We start from the raw sequence: 21,051 nt of genomic DNA, 5'->3' as shown, positions 1-21,051 counted from the left end.
CGCAAACCAGCAGACTGCTATGCGTCGCTTATTTCTACTCTTATTACTGCTGACGATCAGCAGTTTAACCTTTGCCCAGCAAGGCTCAATCGTCGGCAAAGTACTCGACAAAAAAACCGGCGAAGCGGTGATTGGTGCTACCGTTGTAGTAACCGGCACCACGCAGGCCGCCCCGGTAGGGGTTGATGGCCAGTACGAGCTGAAACTTACTCCGGGCACCTACAACATCCTGATGACGAACATCGGCTACAAGCCCATGAACTTCGCGGGGATTGAGGTGAAGGCCGGTGAGAAAACCACCCTGAACGGTACTCTCGAGGAGAATGTGCAGGCCTTGCAGGAGGTAACCATTACGGGCCAAAAGCAAACCGGCACCGAGGTAGCCCTGATTCAGGACCTGAAGAAAAGCGAGGTGGTGGTAAGCGGGATGTCGAACGACCAGATTGTGAAGACGCTGGACCGCGACGCCGCCGAGGTAGTGAAGCGCATACCGGGCGTAACCATCCAGAACAACAACTTTGTGGTAATTCGGGGCTTGGCCGAGCGCTACAACACGGTAATGCTGAACGACGCCCTGACGCCTTCGGCCGAAACGGATACACGCGCATTCAGTTTTGATATTCTGCCCTCGTCGGTAATGGACCGCGTGCTAGTATTTAAATCGGGCGCGCCGGAGCTGCCGGGCGAGTTCGGCGGTGGCGTAGTAAAAGTGTACACCAAGAACTCGGTGCTAGACAACGGTACCACGTTTTCGTTGTCCTCGTCGTACCGCAGCGGCACCACGTTCAACAACTTCTCGACTACGCAAGGCAGCAGCACCGATTGGCTGGGCTTTGACGGCGGCCGCCGCCAGTTGCCCTCGGGCACGCCGGGCATGGTGCAGCAAGGCAAGGTGAGCAACGACGAGCTGAACGCCCTAGGTCAGCGCCTGCGCAACGACTGGGTGGCCCGCCGCACGCAAGCCTCGCCCGACGTGCGTGCTTCCCTAGGTTTGCTGCGCAAGTTTGAGCTGGGCAGCGCCTACCTCAGCAACGTTACTTCGGTTTCGTACAGCCTCACGCGCGAGCAATACAACGTGGAGCGCGCCGACTACGAAGACCAGAAAGACGAGAACGGGGACTACAAAGCCAAGTACCGCTACAACGATTTGCAGTCGAATACCAACGTGCGCCTAGGTGTCATTCATAACTGGCAGTTGCGCCTGAACGACCGCCACCGCATCGAGTTCCGCAACTTCCTGAACCAGTTCGGCCAAGACCAAGTAGTGGCCCGCACCGGCACCTCGCTGGAGCGCCGCCTCGATAAACGCGACTTTGCCTTGCACTACACCAGCCGTAGCATTTACTCGGGCCAGCTCCAGGGCACCCACGACCTAGGGCCGCAAACCACGCTCACCTGGCTCGGTGGCTACAACTACGTGAAGCGCGACGAACCCGATTTCCGTCGGTACCGCTCGCAGCGCGATGCCGGCACCAACGACCGGTTTCTAATCCAAATTCCGCCGGGCGGCAACCCCTACGACGCGAGCCGCTTCTACTCGAACCTCACCGAAAACACCTTGGCCGGCAGCGGCCAGCTGGAGCGCCGCTGGGCCGGCCGCGACACCACCAAAGCCAACGAATACAAGCTACGGGTAGGTTTTTACGCCGAACAGAAAGACCGCTCGTTTGCGGCCCGCTACTTCTCCTACAAGATTGGTAACGAGGACAACTTCCGTTACGAAATCCTGGAGCAGCCCATCGAGACCATCTTCAGCCCCGAAAATATCAACGCCCGCACGGGCTTGGTGCTCGACGAGGGCACGAACCAGGACGACAGCTACACCGGCGACAACCGCCTGCTAGCTTCGTACGTGAGCTTGGTGGCGCCTATCTCCGACCGCTTTAATGTATCGGGTGGGGTGCGTGTTGAAAACAACGTGCGCGCTGTGCGGGTACCCGGCAACCCCAGCAAAAACGCCGACTACAACCGCACGGTGGTGCTGCCCTCGTTCAACGCCACTTACAACTTCAACCTTCGCTCGCTCTTGCGCGTGGCTGGCAGCACCTCGGTAAACCGCCCCGAGTTCCGCGAAATGGCCAGCTTCCAGTACTTCGACTTTGCCAACAACTGGCTGGTGGTAGGCCAACCCGCGCTGCGCGAAGGCACGATTTATAACGGCGACCTGCGCTACGAGTTCTACCCCTCGCGCTCCGAAATGATTTCGGTGGGTGCCTTCTACAAACACTTCGACCGCCCCATCGAAAGCGTGATTGAGCAGAATGCCGGCGACCTACTGAAGGTATCTTACCGTAACGCTGACGGCAACGCTTACGACTACGGCCTGGAAGTGGAGGTACGTAAGTCGCTCATCGACCTGGCCGCCTCGCCGGTGCTGCAGCGCCTCTCGTTTGTGCTGAACGCCTCGTGGATTCGCAGCCAAGTGCGCATCAGCGACGCTACCCAAATTCAGAGCCGCCCGCTGCAAGGTCAGTCGCCTTACGTGGTGAACCTAGGTGCCTTTTACCAGGATGACGACCATGGCCTGCAGATGTCGGCGCAGTACAACATCATCGGCCGCCGCATTGCTTTTGTGGGCAACATCGACAACGGCAGCATTTACGAGATGCCACGCAACGTGCTCGACCTGACCGTGACCAAAACCGTAGCCAAGCGCCTCGACATCCGGGCTGGCTTGCAAGATGTGCTGAACCAGCCCACGCGTTTGGTGCGCGACCTCGACCGCAACCAGCAGATTGGCGGCCAGGATCAGGATTTCTCGCGTTTCCGCCGCGGTTCGTACTACACCCTAGGTCTGATCTGGCGCTTGTAAACGAAAAGGTAACTGCCCGCTAACGATATGATAACGCCTGCCGTGCCCCGGTAGGCGTTGTCGTTTCTGACCTTCGCAGCATCAATCAGCTACTGCTTTCGTGCTATGAAAAAGCTTCTACTTCCCGTACTGTTTGCCGCTTCTTTGCTGGTCGCTGCGGCGCCGGCTGCGCTGGCCCAAACGGCCGCTCCGGTGGTGCAGGTATCGGGTGTAATCAGCACCAACACCACCTGGACAAACAACAACGTGTACGTGCTGAATAACTTCGTGTACGTGGCCCCGGGCGCTACGCTTACCATTCAGCCGGGCACCATTATCAAGGGCGACAAGGCCACGAAGGGCACACTGGTAGTGAAGCGCGGCGCTCGTTTGGTAGCCGACGGCACGCGCCAGCAGCCCATCGTGTTTACCTCGGCCGAGCCGGCTGGCCAGCGCGCCCGCGGTGACTGGGGCGGTATTGTAATTGCCGGTGCGGCGCCCATTAACCTGCCCGGCGACCCCACCATTGAAGCCACGCCCGAATCAAACTTCGGCGGCACCAACCCCGCCGACAACTCCGGCATTCTGCGCTTCGTGCGCATCGAGTTTCCTGGTATTGCCTATGCCCCCGATACCGAAATCAACGGCCTGACCCTAGGGGGCGTGGGCTCGGGCACCGTGCTCGACCACATTCAGATTTCGTACTCCGGCGACGACGCTTTCGAGTGGTTTGGCGGCACCGTGAATGCCAAGCACCTCGTGGCCTTCCGCACCCTCGACGACAACTGGGACACCGACAACGGCTACGCCGGCAAGGTGCAGTTTGCGTTTTCGCTGCGCGACCCGAACATCGGCGACCAATCGGGCTCGAATGGTTTTGAGTCGGACAACGACCGTAACGGCACTACGGCCTCGCCTAAAACCGCGGCCGTATTCTCGAACATAACCGACGTGATTAACCGCACGTCTACGCTGAACGCCAACGTAAAGAGTGCCATGCACATCCGCCGCAACTCGGCGCTGTCGGTGTTCAACTCGGTATTTACGGGTTACCGCACGGGCTTGCTGATCGATGGCACGGCCTCAGAAGGCAACGCTACCAACGGCGAGCTGCAAGTAGCCAACACGGTAATGGCCGGCCTGCCCACCAACTTTGCTACCGCCTCGGGCAGCAGCTACGACGTGGCCAGCTTCTACAACCAAGGCGCCCGCAGCAATACGCTCTATGCCAACGAGTCGGACGTGCAGTTCCAGTCGGGCTCGTACACGCTTACCAGCCCGCAGGTGCTGCCCGCTGCTGCCTCGCCGCTGCAAAACGGTGCCGCCTTCACCGATGCCAAGCTGGCCAATACGTTCTTCGAGCGGGTGTCGTACCGCGGCGCTTTCGGCACCACCGACTGGACGCAGGGCTGGACCAATTGGGACCCGCAAAACACGCCTTACCTCGCGGGTATTGTGGCCAGCAACAAAAAGACCTCCGACCAAGTGCAAAGCCTGGGAGTGTACCCCAACCCCACCAACGCGGCCGCCAAGCTGGCGTTTGAGCTGCGCCACGCCGGCACCGCCACCGTGCGCGTGCTCGACCTAACCGGCCGCGAAGTAGCCGTGGTAAGTGAGGGACGCAAGTTGCAGGCCGGGCCGCAGGAAGTAACACTGCCCAGCACCCTAAAAGCCGGCGTGTACCTGGCTACGGTGCAAACCGAAGAGACCAGCGCTACAGTCCGCTTCGTGGTGGCGCAATAGTCTCCGCCGATTACCATATTTATCCTTACCCTTGATACTCGGCCTGCCTCCGCCAACGCGGAGGCAGGCCGAATTTCGTTTTGCCTACGCCGGCTTACGCTGCCAAAGCCGTAGCTTGCCACTTGGCACCTAGGCGTGCCGTGCCCCGTTTGCGCCCCCATGACGTCGTCGTTGCCCCGCGTGCTTATGCTCCCCAAGTGGTACCCCAACCGGTACGACGACCAGGATGGCGACTTTGTGGCGCGGCACGTTGCAGCTATAGCCCCGCACGCCAACGCAGTTGTGCTGTTCGCGGGCGTGGCGCGCAGCCCGCTGCCTAGTTTAATTGAATGCGCCCCCGAGTGGGAAGCGGCTGTGCCTACTGTGCGCTACTACTACCGCGCCGCACCCATTGGCTGGCCACTGCTCGATAAGCCACTGAAGCTGCTGCTGTACTTTGTGTGCTTGTGGCGCGGATACCAGCAGGCCGTGCGCTATTGGGGCGCCAAACCGCACCTTGTGCACGTGCATGTGCTGTTGCGCACGGGTGTGTTTGCCTGGTTGCTGCGGGCAAGGCAAGGCATACCGTACTTAGTTACCGAGCACTGGACGTTGTATTTACCGCCGCGTTCGGCCAGCATTGGCCCACTGCGGCGGTGGCTCACGCGCTTTGTGGTGCAGCGGGCGGCCGCGCTGCATACCGTGTCCGAAGGCCTGCGCAACGCCATGCGTCACCTAGGGTTCAGCAATCCGCACAGCGCCGTAATAGCCAACGTGGTGGATACTGATCTGTTCCGGCCCTCGTCAACCAAACCCGCATGGGCGCCGCTGTTGGTGGTATCGGCTTTTCATGATGCGGTAAAGAACCTCTCGGGCATCCTGCGCGTGGTGGCGGCGCTGCAGGGCGAGCTACCCAACCTGCGCTTGCGCATTGCCGGGTACGGCCCCGATGCCCAGCCCCTAGAAACCATGGCAGCCGACCTAGGGCTACTCGCTAGCGGCGCAGTGCAGTTTCTGGGTAAGCTCCCCCACCCCGCGGTAGCCCACGAAATGCAGCAAGCCGCAGCGCTGCTTTCGTTTAGTCGGGCCGAAACCTTTGGCTGTGTGCTGCTCGAGGCGCGGGCGTGCGGTTGCCCGGTAGTGGCCACGCGGGTGGGCGGCGTGCCCGAGCTGTTTCAGCCCGAAGGCCGCTTTGGCTTGCTGATCGAACCCGACGACGAGGCTGCGCTGGCTGCCTCTATCCGGGCCGTGTACTACCAACACCTGCAACTCGACGCCGAAGTGCTACGTGCCGATGCCGTGGAGCGGTGCAGTCCCGCTAAAGTCGGTCGGCAGTTTGCGGCGCTTTACCAAAGCATCATCGCCCGATGAACCTCTGGCGCATCCTGTTCACCTTTGGTACCCGCCTAGGTGCTGCCCTGTTGAACTTCGGCTTGGTGTGGCTGACGGCCCGCTGGCTGGGCGCCGAGGGCCGCGGGCAAAGCAGCCTGTTCGGCATCGACCGCACCCTGCTGCTGCTGTTTACCGGGTTGGTCGGTGGCTCGTCGCTGATATACTTGGCACCTAGGCGCAACCTGTGGCAGTTGCTGCTGCCGGCCTATGGTTGGACCACGGCAGTTAGCGTGCTGGGCACAGCCGCCGTGTGGTGGTGGCGCCGCCCTGCGGCCGAGTACCTAGGCTACCTGCTAGCGGCCACTTTGTTTGAGGCTTGGGGCGTTGCGCACCTGCTGGTACTGCTCGGCCGCCGGCACGAACGATTGTACAACACCTACACGCTGCTGCAGAGCCTTGGCGTGGTGCTAGGGCTTGTGGTGGCGTTGTTTGCGCTGCAGTGGCGCAGCCCCTCAGCCTATTACGCCGCCTACGTACTTACCTACGCCGTACTTTGGCTCTTGTCGGGCGTAGCGTTGTGGCAACAAGCCGATAAACCGATCGGCCACTTACGGCGGTGGCGCTCGGTGGCCCGCGAGTTGGCCCGCCATAGCCGCAACGCCCACTTCTCCAACATCGTCGGGTTTGCCAATTACCGCTTGGGTTTCTACTTCGTGGCAGCTTGGGTAAGCACAGGCGCGGTGGGCGTGCTCTCGGTGGGCGTAGCGCTGGCCGAAGCGGTGTGGCTGATTCCGCGCAGCATCTCGCAGGTGCAGTACGTCGATACCATTTACCACACCAACCCCGATGCCCCGGTGCAAGCCACCGTGCGGGCCGTGCGGCTATCGATGGTATTAAGTGCGGCGGCCGTGCTGGCACTGGCGCTAGTACCGGCAGCTTGGCTAACGGCTATTTTCGGCCGCGACTTTGCCGCCGCCCAACGCATTATCTGGGCCCTTGCCCTAGGTGTGGTGGCATTCAGCACGCACATGCAGCTGAGCGCCTACTTCGCCGGCACCGCTCGGTACCGCATCAACAACGTAGCGGCTCTGTTGGGCCTTGCTCTTACGTTGGGGGCGTGTGTTGTGCTCATTCCTAGCTACGGCGCGGTGGGTGCTGCTTGGGCGGCTACGGTTTCGTACCTAGGCTCCACGCTGTGGCTGGCGTGGCAATTTGCGAAAGTCACGGGCAGCAAACCTACCGCCCTGCTGCCCCGCTCTGCCGATGCCCGCTTGCTCGCGCAGCTAATGCGCCGCTAGCTGATAGGAACCTTTCGCAGCATAGACTCAATCAAATCCTGCGTGCGCACACCGTCGGCTTCGGCTTCGTAGGTAAGCATGATGCGGTGGTTGAGCACGTCGGCTGCTACGTCTTTGATGTCTTCGGGCAGCACGTAGTCGCGCTCATCAAAAAAGGCCACCGTGCGGGCGGCGCGGTGCAAGGCAATGCTGGCGCGGGGGCTCACGCCGTACTGCACGTATTGGGCAAACTCGCCTAGGTCGTACTCGGCGGGCTTGCGCGTGGCAAACACCAGTTCGATGATGTATTTCTCCAGAGTATCGGAAATCTGCACTTGGTTGATCAGCCCCCGAATTCCAAAAATGTCTTCCTTGGTGAGTACGGCCTGCACGTCGCTGCTGTAGCTGAGGTTGGCCATGCGGCGCATTACCTCCAGCTCCTCGGCCTTTTTCAGGTAATCGACATACACCTTCATCATAAAGCGGTCGACCTGCGCTTCGGGCAGCGGGTAAGTGCCCTCCTGCTCCACGGGGTTTTGGGTGGCCAGCACCAGAAAGGGCAAATCGAGCGGGTAAGTGGTTTCGCCGATGGTCACTTGCTTTTCCTGCATGGCCTCGAGCAGGGCGCTTTGCACCTTGGCGGGCGAGCGGTTTACCTCGTCGGCCAGCACCAAGTTGGCAAAGATCGGGCCCTTCTTAACCTCAAACTCCGACTGGTTCTGGTTGTAAATCATGGTGCCTACCAAGTCGGACGGCAGCAGATCGGGCGTAAACTGCACGCGCTGAAAGTGCAGGTGCAGCACCTGCGCCAGCGTGCTAATCGTAAGCGTTTTGGCTAAGCCCGGCACGCCTTCGAGCAGAATGTGCCCGCCCGTAAACAGGCCCACCAACAAGCGGTTGAGCATATAATGTTGCCCTACCACCACTTTGCCGACTTCGGCAAATACCTGCCGTATCTTCTGCTGATAATGCTGGGTGAGGTCGGACGAGAAAGTAACTTCGGACATGAAAATGCTGCTGAGCGATACGCTAAAAGTACGATGCCGAGGGTAAGGCTTGCGTACCCAACGCAAAAATGCCTCGGAACCATTACCTGGCCTTGCTTTTTATGCGGGTGCAGGCGTTCATTGGCAACTAAGCAGGCTAGTACTTTTGCATCATGCAAGATCGTAACCCCAACCACCAGCAGCTTGTACGCTTCGTGCTCTCGGCCGTGGCGCTCTACTTGGTTTGGTTTTTTGGCTACGAGCAGTGGCTCAAGCCCGCCGGTAAGCTCGATACGGCTTTGTCGCTGAACCTGGCTTCGGTAAGTGCCGCGGTGCTACGCGCAGTGGGAGTACCGGCCGTGGCTACCGAACGGCTGGTTTTGGTAGCGGGCAAGCCCGCTGTGTGGGTCGGCGACCCTTGCAACGGGCAAGTGCTGTATGCTTTGTTTATAGGCTTTATTCTTGCCTTTCCGGGCGGCGGTTGGCGCCGGAAACTGCCGTTCATGGCCTTGGGAGTAGTAGCCATCTACCTGCTCAATATTGTGCGGGTAGGCGCCCTCACGCTCAACCATCTATACTCCCGCGGCACCGTCGATTTCAACCACCACTACACTTTTACATTCGTAGTGTACGGCTGCATCTTCCTGCTCTGGATGTTGTGGGTACGCCGGTTTGCTGCGCCACAGATGCCAAGCCATGCGTAAGGCAGTTGCTGAAATTCGCCTACCGCGGCTGCTGCAGGTGGGCGTGGCGTTGCTGCTGGGCGGTGTGCTCTTTTGGGCCGGCACCAACGATGCTGTAGCCATAACGGCGCTGGCCAAGTTTTGGTCGAACACAGCCGGGGCCCTAGGTGTAACAGGCAACGTGTGGCGCGAGCAACCCAATGAGGTGCACTCGCTGGGGGGCTCTTCGAGCTTGCCCGCCAAGCTTACGTTTGGGGTAGGCTACAGCCTCACGTGCTTGCTGCTGCTGCTTGTGCTTACGCCCGCGCATACCTGGCGCCTTGGGGCTGCTATCTACGGAAGCTTGTTTTTGCTTAGTGTAGTGCTGGTGCTGGTGGGCAAAGCCGTTGGTAGCACCGGGCCGGTTTACACCCTTGGGCGCCCCATTATCGATATGATGCTAAACCCGCTGCCTATTATGGTGTTAATCCCGCTGCTTCATTGGCTGCACCCTGCTACCAAGCGGCAAGCCTAGGTGCTACATCGGCCAATTGGTACGCAGCAGCAACCGGGCGCAACCCAAACACTCGGTGCTTGCCTGCGTAGGGCTTTTTATCATAACTCCTTCGGATTCGACCCCGGGTTGTTATTTTAGCAATTCATCTGTGCCATTACCGCCGCTTTTCTCATGCCCAGCACTTCTCCTCGCCTTCGCTGCCTTATCATCGACGACAACGAAATCAACCGCCTTACCCTCGAGCACTTCGTCGAAATGACGGACTCCTTGGAGCTGGTCGCTTCGTTGCCCGATGCAGTGCAGGCCCTGAATCTGCTGCGCGCAGGTACTGCGGTAGATTTGTTGTTGCTCGACATTGAGATGCCTCAACTGAGCGGCCTCGACCTTGTGCGGGTACTCCCCGAGCCGCAGCCCGAAGTAATACTCGTTACCAGCCACGCCAATTTCGCGGTTGATGCTTTTGAGCTGCAGGTACTCGATTACCTGGTAAAACCCGTCGACTACGGCCGCTTTAGCAAAGCCGTGAACCGGGCTGTGGAGCAACGCCAAGCCGCTGCCAATGCCGCCCCCTCAAGCGTGGAGGCAACTGATTCGACGCTGTTCGTAAAAACCAACAATAAACTCCTGCGCCTCGATTTCGACGACGTACTGTTCATCGAGGCCATGTCGACGTATTCGGTGCTGGTTACGCCCAAGCAAAAGCATATCGTGTACATCACGCTCAAAGCCCTGGAAGAGCGGCTACCCTTCTCGTACTTTATGCGGGTACACCGCTCCTACATGGTAAATATGCAGCGCGTAGAGGCGGTGCAGGATAACATGCTGCAGTTGGGCAGCTACGAGGTACCCATCGGTAAATCGTACCAAGACGAGTTCTACGTACGGTTGCGCAGCCTCTAAGCTGTAGCCATTATTATCGACAACCGCGGGGGCGGGCAGAAGCATGCTTCTGCCCGCCCCCGCGGTTGTTTGGCTTTGCAAGTACCTAGGCTGGTAGCTCCGAAGGCAACTCCTGCAGAACACGCTCTACCACGGCTACCAAGTGACGCACAGCCTCTTGGTTGGCTTGGTTGTCGTGGGTGCTGAGGAAAGTGGCATGCCGGGCTGCCTCGAGCAAGCGCACGGCTTCATCAACCTGCTGCACGCCCAACGATGCCAACGAAGGTTTTACGTGGTGCACTAGTTCGGCAACCTTCACCCAATCGGCAGCGGCGGCGGCGGCCTCAATCCGCGCCACGCTGCTCGGCATGTTATCGAGGAACGATTGAATGATGCGGTGCACGAATGCCTCTTTGCCGCGCGCCATTTCGCGCAGGCGGCTGAGGTCGTAGCTACGCTTGGGTTGGTAGATAAGCGCTTCCAATTTTTGATACAGCTCGGATTCGTCAAATGGCTTGGCCAACGTATCGTTCATGCCGGCGGCAAGATAACGCTCGTTATCGGAGCGGAAGGCATTGGCCGTAAGGGCCAGCACCGGCACCTGTGCTTTTGCCACATCGGGGTTGGCCCGAATAGCAGCCGTCGCCTCAATGCCGTTCATGCCCGGCATCTGAATGTCCATTAGCACCGCATCGTAGCTGCGCTGCTCGTACAAGGCCAGCGCCTCTAACCCGCTTGGTGCTTCGTCAACCTCTATGCCCCATTCCTCCAGCAGCATGCGGGCAATGTTGCGGTTGATTTCGTTGTCCTCCACCAGCAGCACGCGTTTGCCGATAAGGGCAGTGGGCACCGTGTTCGCAGCTAGCTCCTGAACAGGAGGAGCCGTAGCTATGCGCGTTTTCGGGAGTGTCACCGTAAACGAGAACGTGCTGCCACGGCCAACTTCGCTTTCTACGCGCATGGAGCCGCCCAGCTGCTCTACCAACGCCCGGCTAATGCTCAGACCGAGGCCTGTACCGCCAAAGTTGCGGGTAGTATCGGCGTAGGCCTGGGTAAAGTCTTCAAAGATGCGCTCCAACCGATCCTGCGGAATACCTGGCCCCGTGTCGCTCACGCTGAACTCAGCCGTTAAGGTATCTTCCGTCTCCGAAACCATGCGCCCTGCCACAGATACGCTTCCGCTCTGCGTAAACTTCACCGCGTTGGATACAAGGTTGATCAGGATCTGATTTAAACGGTGCGGGTCGCCGATAACCCAAGGGTAAGGACAAGTAAGCTTCAACGGTTGCGCCAAAAAGGTAAGTCCCTTTTGGGTAGCCTGCAGCGCAAGCCCTTGCACGGCCTCCCCCATCGAATCACACAGGTTAAATGGCGTTTGCTCGAACTCCAGTTTCCCGGAGGTAATCTTGGCCATATCGAGCACATCATTCACCAACGCCAGCAGGTGCTGCCCCGATTTGCGGATGACGTTTAACTGCTCGGTTTGCTGCGCATCGAGGTTGGTTTTGGCCAGCAGGTTGGCGTAGCCTAGCACCCCGTTTAGGGGTGTCCGAATTTCGTGGCTCATGTTGGCCAAGAAATTTTCGCGGGCCCGGGCAGCGGCCTGCGCTGCTTCGGTGGCCCGTTTCAAATCGGTGATATCCGTGCTTACGCCTAGCACTTGCACGCTGCCATCGGGCCGATGCAGCGGGCGTTTGATGGTCTGAAACCAGCGTACTTCACCCGATGGCAGCGTAAACGAATCCTCGCGCATCAGCTCTTCGCCCGTTTGTAGCACGTACTGATCGGCAGCGGCGTATTGGGCTTGCTCCTGCGCTTGCACCGTTCCGGGGCTGCTCGCCAACTCCCGGCGCTCCGGCGCGCCTTCCAGCAAAGCCCTCATGGCGCGGTTGCTGAACGTAAAATTAGCGTTGGCGTCGCGCACGTAGATCACACTTGGCGAAGTATCGAGCACCTGTTGTACAAAGGCCTGCTGCTCGCGCAACTCGGCTTCGCTCAAGCGTAATTTCTCTTCGGCCAGGCGCTGTTCGGTAGTATTGCTGCCGTAGCCGATCATCATTACAAACTCTCCCCGCTCATCATACACGGGTTGGTAGTGGCGCTGAGCGTACTCTATTTGGCCGTTGCCATCGGTCAATTGCTCTTCAAACGCTACTTGCTCGCCGCTGTTCTTGGCTTGCTCAAATAGCTGCCACCGGTGCTCAGCCATTGCCGCTGGCCGCTGGCGGTAAGCACAGTATTCAAAATCGGTCTTGCCAATTATCCAGCTGCTCACCTCCGGGTTACGAATGGCGCCGGGGTTCACGAACACGTAGCGGTGCTCAGCATCCAGCACGGCCACATCGGCGGGCAAGTGCTTCAGGATGGATTCGTAAAACTCGCGCTGTTTTGCTAGCTGCAACTCGGCCTCGCGCTGCGCAGTATTGTCGAGCCCGTATCCGAGCATCATGTACAACGAGCCATTGGGGTGGGCAACGGCCTTGAAAGAGCGGTTATGAAACGTGCGCCCGTTGCTGGTAGGGGTCTGATCTTCCCATACTACTACTCCGCGCTCCGCGGCTGCCTTATCAAACATGCGGTGCCTTTGGTCGGCCAGCTCCAGCGGGTAACCAAACTGCTCGCAATAATCCCGTACCGTGCGGCCCAGCAGCCATTGGCGCGCCTCAGAGCTGGGCACAGCTTGCGGATTGGCATATAGGTAGCGCCGCTCCGCATCGAGCGTTACTACCTCAACGGGCAGCTCATCCAGAATGGTGCTGTAAAAGCGTTGCTCCTGAGCCAGCCGTTGCTCGGCTCGGCGGCGCTCGGTTACGTCGATAAAATAGAGGTTGACGTAGCCCTCTGCCGCCGTTGCAGCCCCATACAAAGTGTATTGCCGACCTAGGGCTTCTACCTCTTGCTCGCAGGGCTGATGCTCCTGCAGCACAGCTTGCGCTACCTCGCGCAAACGCCCGCTTACGTAGCGTTTGTCCTCTCCCGACAGAGAATTCCAAAATTCCCAGCCCGCAGGGTTGCTGTACAAAAACTGCCCAGTGGCATCTACCTGCAAGATTGGATTTGGGTTCTGTTCCGAAATGCGTGCCCGTAGCTCCAACTCCTGAATGCGAGTTTCGGCGCGGGCCAGTGCCGCTTGCAAATCTGCACTTGAGTTTGGCACGGCATTAATCTCAGAAGAGCTCATTATGGAAAAACGCAATAGGTTTAGGCAATGCGCAAGCAACGCTTAATACCCCAAAATTGCCGAAACGCTTGCTAAACGCGCTCATTTGCTCTGCGAACGATGCGTTTTTCTCGCCGAACGCTTTTTGAAACATGACAACTACGCCCCTGCAACTATGCTCTACCCCATTGGTGCAGCACGGCACTTCCAAGGCTTGAAGACACGGCAGACACAAAAAAACCCACCGGCCTAAGCCAATGGGTTTAAATGTACCAGAGACGGGAATCGAACCCGTACTTCCTTGCGGAAAAGGGATTTTAAGTCCCTCGTGTCTACCAGTTCCACCACTCCGGCAAGTGCAGCTGGCCTGCACAAAACTAAAAAGAGGATGTTGCGCGGGCAACATCCTCTTGTGAGCGGGAGACGAGGTTCGAACTCGCGACCTCGACCTTGGCAAGGTCGCGCTCTACCAACTGAGCTACTCTCGCTTGAGGTCAACCGCCGTAGCGGCGTTGATGGCACAAAGGTAATACAAGGTTTCGCTTGCAGTCAAGACCTGGGACTAAAAAGCTGTTCTGATTAGCAGGCCCTCCATAAAAAGAAAAAAGGACGCTGCCGTTGCAGTGTCCTTTTTGGAGCGGGAGACGAGGTTCGAACTCGCGACCTCGACCTTGGCAAGGTCGCGCTCTACCAACTGAGCTACTCTCGCTTGAGGTCAACCGCCGTAGCGGCGTTTTGATGGCACAAAGGTAATACAGGCATTTTAAATGTCAAGCGCTACTCACGAAAATTTCACCACAAAAGAGGTTTCAAGCTCATTTTCAGCAAGTAATTTTTTCATCAACTATTTAGCCCATCACATTAGGGCAGAGCTTCAGAGGCGAATGCGCAAAGGTTAAACCGCACAACAAAAGCCCTACCCTTATACAAGAGCAGGGCTTTTGTTGTGCGGTTTAACCTTTGCGAGTGAGAGCAAGCTTGAGCTCGTTTAGCTTCAGCAGCGCCTCAATGGGCGTAAGGGTGTTTACATCGAGGTGCTGCAGTTGCTCGCGTACGTGTTCCAAAGCGGCATCGGCGGGTTCAAACATGCTTAGCTGCAACGTTGGCCTAGGTGCGGTGGCCACCGCTGCCGATGGCCTGGCCTGTGGCTGGCGCGTGGCGTGGCCATTTACGGCTACGGTTACCTCGGCTTCTACAGGTACTAGTTCTTCGACAGAATCGTCGGTGCTTACTTGGGCGCGCTCCTGCTCTAGGTGGTGCATAATCTCGTTGGCACGCAGCACCACGGCGGGCGGCATACCGGCCATACGAGCTACGTGAATACCAAACGAATGCTCTGAGCCTCCCTCTTGCAGCTTGCGCAGGAACAGAATACGGCCATCGGCCTCTTTTACTGCCACATTGTAGTTGCGCACCCGTTCGCACTGCTCGGCCAGCTGGTTTAGCTCGTGATAGTGCGTGGCAAACAAGGTTTTGCCGCGGGCTTTGGGGTGGTTGTGCAAGTGTTCCACAATGGCCCAGGCAATGCTGATACCGTCGTAAGTGCTGGTGCCGCGGCCGATTTCGTCCATTAGCACCAAGGAGCGGTCCGACAAATTGTTCAGGATAGACGCCGTTTCGGTCATCTCTACCATAAACGTACTTTCCCCTTTCGAGAGGTTGTCGGAAGCGCCTACGCGGGTAAACACCTTGTCGATAACGCCCACGTGCGCCGCTTGCGCCGGCACGAAGGAGCCGATTTGCGCCAGCAACACAATCAGCGCTGTTTGGCGCAGCAAGGCCGATTTACCCGCCATGTTGGGGCCGGTAATTACGATAATCTGCTGATCGTCGCGGTCGAGGCGAATGTCGTTGGGGATGTACTGCTCGCCGGGGGGCAGCTGCCGCTCGATTACCGGGTGACGGCCCTGCCGGATGTCGAGCACGGCCGAATCGTCGACCACAGGGCGCACGTAGCGGTGCTGCCGGGCCGTGGCGGCAAACGAACCTAGGCAGTCGAGCACGGCCACGGTACGGGCGTTTTGCTGAATTTGGGTGATGTACTCGCCCGCCGTCAGTACCAGTTCGTCGTAAATGCGCTGCTCGATTACAAACAGGCGCTCCTCGGCGTGCAGAATCTTTTCCTCGTAGGTTTTCAGCTCCTCAGTGATGTAGCGCTCGGCGTTTACCAAGGTCTGCTTCCGAATCCAGGTGCTAGGCACTTTGTCCTTGTGGGCATTGGTTACCTCTAAGTAGTAGCCGAACACCTTGTTGTAAGCCACCTTGAGCGAGCCAATGCCCGTGTTGCGCTGCTCGCGCTGTTGCAACTGCAGCAGGTAATCCTTACCCGTGTAGGCAATGGCACGCAACTCGTCGAGCTCTTTGTCGACCCCATCGGCAATGAGGTTGCCTTGGTTGGTGAGCACCGGTGCATCAGGCCGCAGCTTGGCCTGTATTTCTTGGCGCAGCGAGTCGCAAGGATTGAGCTGATCGGCCAACTTTTGCAGGGCCCGCACGCCGCTGGCTTGCAGCAGCTCGCGCACCGGGCCTAGGGCTTCCAGTGCCCGGCTTAGCTGCGTTAGCTCGCGCGGATTTACGCGGCGCACGGCCACTTTTGAAATCAGGCGCTCTAGGTCGTAGATCTGGCGCAGTTGGTCGCGGATAGCTTCAAGCAGCTCCGGCTGCTCGTGCAAAGCCTGCACGGTATCCAAGCGGCGCTGAATCTGGGCCGGTTCTTTCAGGGGGAGCACCACCCACTTGCGCAGCAGGCGGGCACCCATGGGGGTGAGGGTTTGATCGAGCACTTCGATAAGCGGGACGCCGCCTAGGTGCTGGGCCGATAGCAGTTCGAGGTTGCGCACCGTGAAGCGGTCGAGCCACACGTACTTGTCTTCTTCCAAGCGCCCGATGCCGTTGATATGGCCGATGTCGGTGTGCTTGGTTTCGGCCAGGTAGTGCATAATGCAGCCAGCCGCAATAATGCCTTCCTGCAACGCATCAATGCCGTAGCCCTTCAGCGAGGTCGTGCGAAAGTGGCGCGTAAGCGAATCGTGGGCGTAGTCGAAGCCGAAAACCCATTCATCGAGTGCGTAGGTACAAAGGTCGGGGCCAAAGTGCGTTTCGAAGTGCTGGCGTTGCTGCTTGCAGTGCAGCACCTCGGCCGGCGCAAAGTTTTGCAGCAACTTGCCTAGGTAGGCGGCATCGCCTTGGGCTACCAGGAACTCGCCCGTGCTGATATCGAGGAACGCAATGCCGGCTTGGTGGCCCTTGCCGAAGTGCACGGCTGCCAGGTAATTGTTCGAGCGGCGCTCCAGCACGTTATCGTGCAGGCTCACACCGGGCGTAACCAGCTCGGTTATGCCGCGCTTTACCAGCCCCTTGGCTTGCTTCGGGTCTTCGAGCTGGTCGCAGATAGCCACGCGCTGGCCGGCGCGCACCAGCTTGGGCAGGTACGTATCGAGCGCGTGGTGCGGAAAGCCCGCCAAGGCCACTTCCGAGGCCGTGCCGGCACCGCGCTTGGTAAGCGTAATATCGAGAATGCGGGCGCTGGTAACCGCATCGTCGCCGAAGGTTTCGTAAAAGTCGCCCACGCGGAATAGCAGCAGCGCACCAGGGTGCTGCTGCTTCAGGGCGTAGTATTGCTTCATTAGAGGCGTATCGACCACGGGGGCCGGTGCGCCGGAGGCTGGTTTACGCATGAGTGCGCGGGTATCGAAGTCGGGTAAAACCCCGGTGCAAAACCGGCTCAGGCTCGGGTAACTAGTGGTTTGGCAGGCGGCAATTTTAGGCCTTTCCGAAGCGTAAGCTGTAGCTTGCACCTTCGCTCACCTACAGCACATGGGCAGTACGGCGCTGTATTGCTGCCTTGGCCCAAGCTTCACATTTTACATGCGAAAACTAACCATTCACGAACTGAACCGGCTCACGGTCGAGGATTTCAAAAATACAGAGAAATTCCCGCTCTGCGTGGTGCTCGATAACGTGCGCAGCCTGCACAATGTGGGCGCTGCTTTTCGCACCTGCGATGCCTTTGCCGTGAGCAAATTGTGGCTGGGCGGCATTACAGGCCAGCCCCCGCACCGCGAGATTACCAAAACGGCCCTAGGTTCGACGGAGTCGGTGCCGTGGGAGCATGCGCCCGATGTGCCGGCCTTGGTAGAACGCCTGCGCCAAGCAGGTTGGCAGGTAGTGGCCGTGGAGCAAACCACCGGTTCGGTACCATTGCCGCTATTTCAGCCCGAGCCCGATAAGCCCTTGGCCTTGGTGTTCGGCAACGAAGTGTTTGGGGTAGATGATGCCGTGTTGCAGCACTGCGATGCGGCCGTTGAAATTCCGCAGTTTGGCACCAAACACTCGCTAAATGTATCGGTAACGGTGGGCGTGCTGGTGTGGGATGTACTTACGAAGTGGGGCCTGACAACTCTGCGCTAATAACTCTTCAAATAAAGCATTTTTGAGGGCTTAGATTTTTAACATTTCCTCGTGTTTATTGCTACTTATCCGTATTTTTAACGGGCACTAACCGCACACTTTGCGGCTGGAAACCTACTGCTCTAGTTACCTTTTTGCATGACAAACACTTTTACTCATTATGGCCGTGTGTTCACGCTCGCGGCTTTTCTGGCCTTGCCTACGTTGGGCTTGGCTCAGCAGCAAACCCAAGCCAAGACTTCGGCTGTTAACCGCGGGCTTGAGTACCTCAACTCTCGCCGGGCCAAACTTGGACTGACCGAAGCCGATCTGCGCAATCCGGCCGTTCCTTCGGAATATACCGACGCTGACAATGGAGCCACGCACTTGTATCTGCGTCAGCGTTACCAGGGCGTAGAGATTTACGGAGCAGTTATCGAAGTACACTTCGACCGTAGCGGCAAGGTGGTAGCCTCGCACAACTCGTTTGTTCCTGATGCTGCATCGCATGCAAGAGCAGCCACCGCTGGGCTTTCGCCCGAGCAGGCAGTAGCAGCCGCTGCGCGTGCACTACAAATGCCAGCTCCGCAGAGCTTGCGCATTGTGAAAGAAGGCACGGCCACCGAAGGCATGATGTTTTCGGAGGGCGGCATTTCGTTGGAGAAGATTCCGGTGAAGCTGATGTACTTCCGCCAGCCCAACGGCGAGTTGGTGCTGACCTGGAACGTAACCCTGTATCCTCTCGACGCCCAGCACTACTGGGATGCGCGCATCGACGCCACTACTGGCCAACTCATCGACCGCACCGATTTTGTGGTGCGCGAAGAGGCCTCGTTTGCGGCATTAGCCGAACGGCGCAATGCGCTGGCGGCGGCACCGGCGCAGTTTGGCCCCGCCGACACCAAAACCCCTCCGGTAGGCCAACGCACCACCGCTACCAACAGCTACAACGTGTGGCCGCTTACGGTGGAAAGCCCTATTCATGGTAACCGCCAGGTAGTTACTAACCCGGCCAATACCGTGGCTTCGCCTTTTGGCTGGCACGACACGAACGGCCAAGCCGGCGCCGAGTACACCACTACGCGCGGCAACAACGTGCACGCCTACGAAGACCGCGGCAACCGTAACGTAGGCCCCACCTCCAACAACTACACGGCCGGCTACTCGCCCGATGGCGGTGCCCAGTTGGTGTTTGACTTTCCGGTGCAGAACCGCGTAGCGGCCAACGTTAATCAAGATGCGGCCCTCACCAACTTGTTCTACTGGAACAACGTGATGCACGACGTGATGGATCGGCACGGCTTCACGGAGGCAGCGCGCAACTTCCAAGCGTTTAACTACTCGGGCGCAGGCCGCGGCAACGACTTTGTACAGGCCGAAGGCTTGGACGGCAACGGCATCAACAACGCCAACATGGCTACGCCGAGCGAGGGTTTTCAGCCGCGCATGCAGATGTACCTGTGGGATACCGGCGAGCGTAGCATTGTGGCTACGCCAGCCAATGGTACGCCCATCACCATCGAGAACTTTGCAGGTACCACCTTTGGCCGCCGCCTAAGCCAGTTTGGCCCTGGTGTCAGCGGCAAGCTTGTGTACGCCGGCGACGGTTGCACCGATCCGCTGCCCAACGCAGCGGCTGTAAACAACAACATCGCGCTTATACGCCGCGGCAACTGCAACTTTGTACCCAAGGTGCAGAAGGCCGTAGCGGCCGGTGCTCGCATGGTGATTGTGATGGACAGCGTGGCTAACGGCCCATTGCTGACGTTTGGCGGCACTGCTCCCGATACCAACAACATCCGCATTCCTACCGTTTTCATTTCGCGTAACGACGGCGAGAAACTCGTTAGCGCCATTCGCGCAGGCGAGGTAAATGTTAGCGCTGCAGCCTTCGACCGCGACGGTGACTTCGACAACGGCATTATTGCTCACGAATACGGCCACGGCATCAGCAACCGCCTTACGGGTGTAGGCGCAGGCTGCTTGAACAACGCCGAGCAGATGGGCGAAGGCTGGAGCGACTTCTTCGGCCTATGGATGACGACTAAGCCCGGCGACAAAGGCGACACGCCCCGCGGCATTGGCAACTACGCCGACGGCCAGCCCGTGAATGGCGCCGGTATTCGTACCCGCCCCTACACCACCAACCTAGCTGTAAACGAGCTTTCGTACGCCAACATAGGTGTGGCGCCTTATACTGCCGCGCACAGCATTGGCACCGTTTGGTGCTCCGCGCTGTGGGATTTGAACTGGGCTCTGATTGAAAAATACGGCTACAACGCCGATTTGTACGCTGCTACCGGCGGTAACAACATTGCCCTGAAGCTGGTAATCGACGGCATGAAGTACCAAGGCTGCTCGCCCGGCTTTATCTCGGGCCGCGACGGCATCCTGAAGGCTGACTCCGTGAATAACAACGCGGCTAACGCTGGCCTGATCTGGCGTGTGTTTGCCCGCCGTGGCATGGGCGCCGATGCAACCCAAGGTTCGAGCAATAACCTCACCGACGGCAAGGCTGGTTTTACGCTACCGGCCGCTGTGCTTTCGAACAAACCTAAGCTCTCGACGGAAGACCTGATGGTTTACCCGAATCCTGCTAATGAGCAAGTAATTGTGCGCATGACGGCCAGCAGCCAACAGCCCGTAGCAGTTGAGCTGGTAAACCAACTGGGCCAGGTGGTACAGCGCACCAGCGAATCGGCGGCTGTGGTGCAGCGCGAGGGTGTAAAGCTGAACACGGCTAACCTGCCGGCCGGTATCTACATCGTTCGCCTGACGGGCTCTACCGGTACGGCCACGCATAAAGTGGTAGTACGCCACTAATCGAAGCAGTAAATTGTTGTACAAACGCCCGACCCTAGGTCGGGCGTTTGTTGTTTATTCGAGGCTCCTCCGATAACTATATGCCTGCTATCAATTCCTTCGACGACGCTGTGCTTGCCTTGCGCCCCGCCATCGATGCCGACCTAGGCTCGGCGCCAGCCACCTCGGCCGACGACGTGCTGCACCGCGCACTGCGGCCTATTCTGAAGCTGCACAACCAACGCTTGCTGGAGCTGGTAGCCGATTATGCCCGCGATTATCGCTTGCCCTTAAGCACTGCGGCTCCTGCCGATTGCGAGCGGTTGCTCGACGAGCTGCTGCGCCGCAACGCCCGCCTGCAGCATACGCTTACCGGGATGGTGACGAGCTTGTTTACTGCCTCCGAGTACGCCTTTTACCGCCAGCACCGCCCCGAAATAAACCGCCGGTTGCTCGACTTGGCTCGCCAACGTGTATTATCGCAAACTGCCGCTGTTGTCGGACTAGTAACAGCAACCGAGTAGCCTTACTTTC

The 21,051-nt window shown here is 58.8% G+C and carries 13 protein-coding genes and 3 tRNA genes; 10 read left to right on the top strand and 6 right to left on the bottom strand.

The features are described from left to right. Window positions 1-19: 19 nt before the first annotated feature. The 4 genes from ASU33_RS06410 to ASU33_RS06395 all read left to right on the top strand — a co-directional run bounded on the left by ASU33_RS06410 (window position 20) and on the right by ASU33_RS06395 (window position 7,143). On the top strand, window positions 20-2,812 hold the full coding sequence (locus ASU33_RS06410; protein ID WP_059069409.1) for a TonB-dependent receptor: 2,793 nt from the start codon (window positions 20-22) through the stop codon (window positions 2,810-2,812). Window positions 2,813-2,917: 105 nt separating this feature from the next. Continuing rightward, window positions 2,918-4,534, top strand: coding sequence for a beta-helix domain-containing protein (locus ASU33_RS06405; RefSeq protein ID WP_059069407.1), 1,617 nt, complete (start codon window positions 2,918-2,920; stop codon window positions 4,532-4,534). A gap of 159 nt (window positions 4,535-4,693) precedes the next feature. Continuing rightward, a complete protein-coding gene (locus ASU33_RS06400; protein ID WP_059069405.1) occupies window positions 4,694-5,884 on the top strand; it encodes a glycosyltransferase in 1,191 nt (396 codons plus the stop codon). After that, on the top strand, window positions 5,881-7,143 hold the full coding sequence (locus tag ASU33_RS06395) for a lipopolysaccharide biosynthesis protein (RefSeq protein ID WP_059069404.1): 1,263 nt from the start codon (window positions 5,881-5,883) through the stop codon (window positions 7,141-7,143). Before ASU33_RS06400 ends, ASU33_RS06395 begins: the two co-directional genes overlap by 4 nt. On the opposite strand, the gene ASU33_RS06390 is transcribed toward ASU33_RS06395, so the two are convergent. Further along, a complete protein-coding gene (locus ASU33_RS06390) occupies window positions 7,140-8,129 on the bottom strand; it encodes an AAA family ATPase (protein WP_059069403.1) in 990 nt (329 codons plus the stop codon). The two genes, ASU33_RS06395 and ASU33_RS06390, sit on opposite strands and share 4 nt — an antisense overlap. A gap of 152 nt (window positions 8,130-8,281) precedes the next feature. Here ASU33_RS06390 and xrtX point away from each other — a divergent pair, with 152 nt between their 5' ends. The 3 genes from xrtX to ASU33_RS06375 all read left to right on the top strand — a co-directional run bounded on the left by xrtX (window position 8,282) and on the right by ASU33_RS06375 (window position 10,187). Beyond that, window positions 8,282-8,812, top strand: a complete 531-nt coding sequence (gene xrtX / locus ASU33_RS06385) for an exosortase X (RefSeq protein ID WP_059069400.1) — start codon at window positions 8,282-8,284, stop codon at window positions 8,810-8,812. Continuing rightward, window positions 8,805-9,305: an XrtX-associated membrane protein gene (locus ASU33_RS06380; protein ID WP_059069398.1), complete on the top strand. Its 501-nt coding sequence runs from the start codon at window positions 8,805-8,807 to the stop codon at window positions 9,303-9,305. The genes xrtX and ASU33_RS06380 overlap by 8 nt, the downstream gene beginning before the upstream one ends. Window positions 9,306-9,458: 153 nt before the next feature. Next, window positions 9,459-10,187: a LytR/AlgR family response regulator transcription factor gene (locus tag ASU33_RS06375; RefSeq protein WP_059069396.1), complete on the top strand. Its 729-nt coding sequence runs from the start codon at window positions 9,459-9,461 to the stop codon at window positions 10,185-10,187. Between the two features lie 85 nt (window positions 10,188-10,272). On the opposite strand, the gene ASU33_RS06370 is transcribed toward ASU33_RS06375, so the two are convergent. The 5 genes from ASU33_RS06370 to mutS form a co-directional block, all read right to left on the bottom strand. After that, on the bottom strand, window positions 10,273-13,347 hold the full coding sequence (locus ASU33_RS06370; protein WP_078062927.1) for a PAS domain-containing sensor histidine kinase: 3,075 nt from the start codon (window positions 13,345-13,347) through the stop codon (window positions 10,273-10,275). 249 nt (window positions 13,348-13,596) lie between these two features. Continuing rightward, window positions 13,597-13,680: transfer RNA gene (locus tag ASU33_RS06365), tRNA-Leu, on the bottom strand. Between the two features lie 61 nt (window positions 13,681-13,741). After that, window positions 13,742-13,814: transfer RNA gene (locus ASU33_RS06360), tRNA-Gly, on the bottom strand. Between the two features lie 145 nt (window positions 13,815-13,959). Then, window positions 13,960-14,035, bottom strand: a tRNA-Gly gene (locus ASU33_RS06355). Window positions 14,036-14,279: 244 nt separating this feature from the next. Continuing rightward, window positions 14,280-17,003, bottom strand: a complete 2,724-nt coding sequence (gene mutS / locus ASU33_RS06350) for a DNA mismatch repair protein MutS (RefSeq protein WP_059069390.1) — start codon at window positions 17,001-17,003, stop codon at window positions 14,280-14,282. Window positions 17,004-17,193: 190 nt separating this feature from the next. Here mutS and ASU33_RS06345 point away from each other — a divergent pair, with 190 nt between their 5' ends. The 3 genes from ASU33_RS06345 (at window position 17,194) to ASU33_RS06335 (ending at window position 21,041) form a co-directional block, all read left to right on the top strand. Further along, window positions 17,194-17,736: an RNA methyltransferase gene (locus ASU33_RS06345; protein WP_059069388.1), complete on the top strand. Its 543-nt coding sequence runs from the start codon at window positions 17,194-17,196 to the stop codon at window positions 17,734-17,736. A 138-nt stretch (window positions 17,737-17,874) separates the two neighbouring features. Continuing rightward, a complete protein-coding gene (locus tag ASU33_RS06340) occupies window positions 17,875-20,538 on the top strand; it encodes a T9SS-dependent M36 family metallopeptidase (protein WP_078062926.1) in 2,664 nt (887 codons plus the stop codon). 80 nt (window positions 20,539-20,618) lie between these two features. Next, a complete protein-coding gene (locus ASU33_RS06335; RefSeq protein ID WP_059069385.1) occupies window positions 20,619-21,041 on the top strand; it encodes a hypothetical protein in 423 nt (140 codons plus the stop codon). Window positions 21,042-21,051: the final 10 nt, after the last annotated feature.

Source organism: Solirubrum puertoriconensis, from assembly GCF_001483135.1.
GTDB classification, from domain to species: domain Bacteria; phylum Bacteroidota; class Bacteroidia; order Cytophagales; family Hymenobacteraceae; genus Solirubrum; species Solirubrum puertoriconensis.
Note: the sequence above shows the minus strand (reverse complement) of the source record. Positions and strands in the feature narration are given on the sequence as shown.